At 66.4% G+C, this 652-nt stretch carries 1 pseudogene; it reads left to right on the forward strand.

Annotated features, from left to right (window positions below):
• A pseudogene (locus A5698_RS29090) lies at positions 1–652 on the forward strand (dihydrodipicolinate reductase); the annotation flags it as partial.

The raw sequence follows: 652 nt of genomic DNA on the forward strand, positions 1-652 counted from the left end.
GGTCTGGGGGACGGGCGGCGTCGGCTCCATCGCATCGATGCGATCCGGAGCAGGCCCGACCTCGAACTGGTCGGGGCGTGGGTGCACTCCGAGGAGAAAGTCGGCAAGGACGCGGGGGTGCTGGCGGGCGGTGATCCGATCGGGCTGGCGGCCACCAATGACGCCGATGCGTTGATCACGCTGCGACCGGACTGCGTGGTGTACGCCGCGAGCGGGCCGGAACGCGACGCCGCGGCGGTGCCCGACTACCTGAAGCTCCTGGAAGCCGGGATCAACGTCGTGTCGACGTCGTCGACGACGCTGATCTATCCGCCCGCCTATTACTCGCCCGAATGGCGCAACCAGATGGAGCAGGCGGCGAAGAAGGGCCAGGTCTCGTTGTACGCCTCGGGGATCGAGCCGGGCTTCGTCGCCGACTACCTACCGCTGGTGCTGAGCACACAGTCGTCGCAGATCGAGAAGATCCACGCCTACGAGATAGGCCTGTACGACGACTACGGTGTTTCCGACATCATGAGCGACGCTTTGGGATTCGGCCGACCGCTCGACTACCAGCCGTGGATCTCATTTCCCGGGGCGATCGCCGGCGAATGGCAAGGCCAGATCCGCATGGTCGCCGAGGCCCTCGGCGTCGAGATCCAAGAGGTCCGCG

The sequence above is a fragment of the Mycobacterium sp. E136 genome (genome assembly GCF_001666865.1).
Classification (GTDB): domain Bacteria; phylum Actinomycetota; class Actinomycetes; order Mycobacteriales; family Mycobacteriaceae; genus Mycobacterium.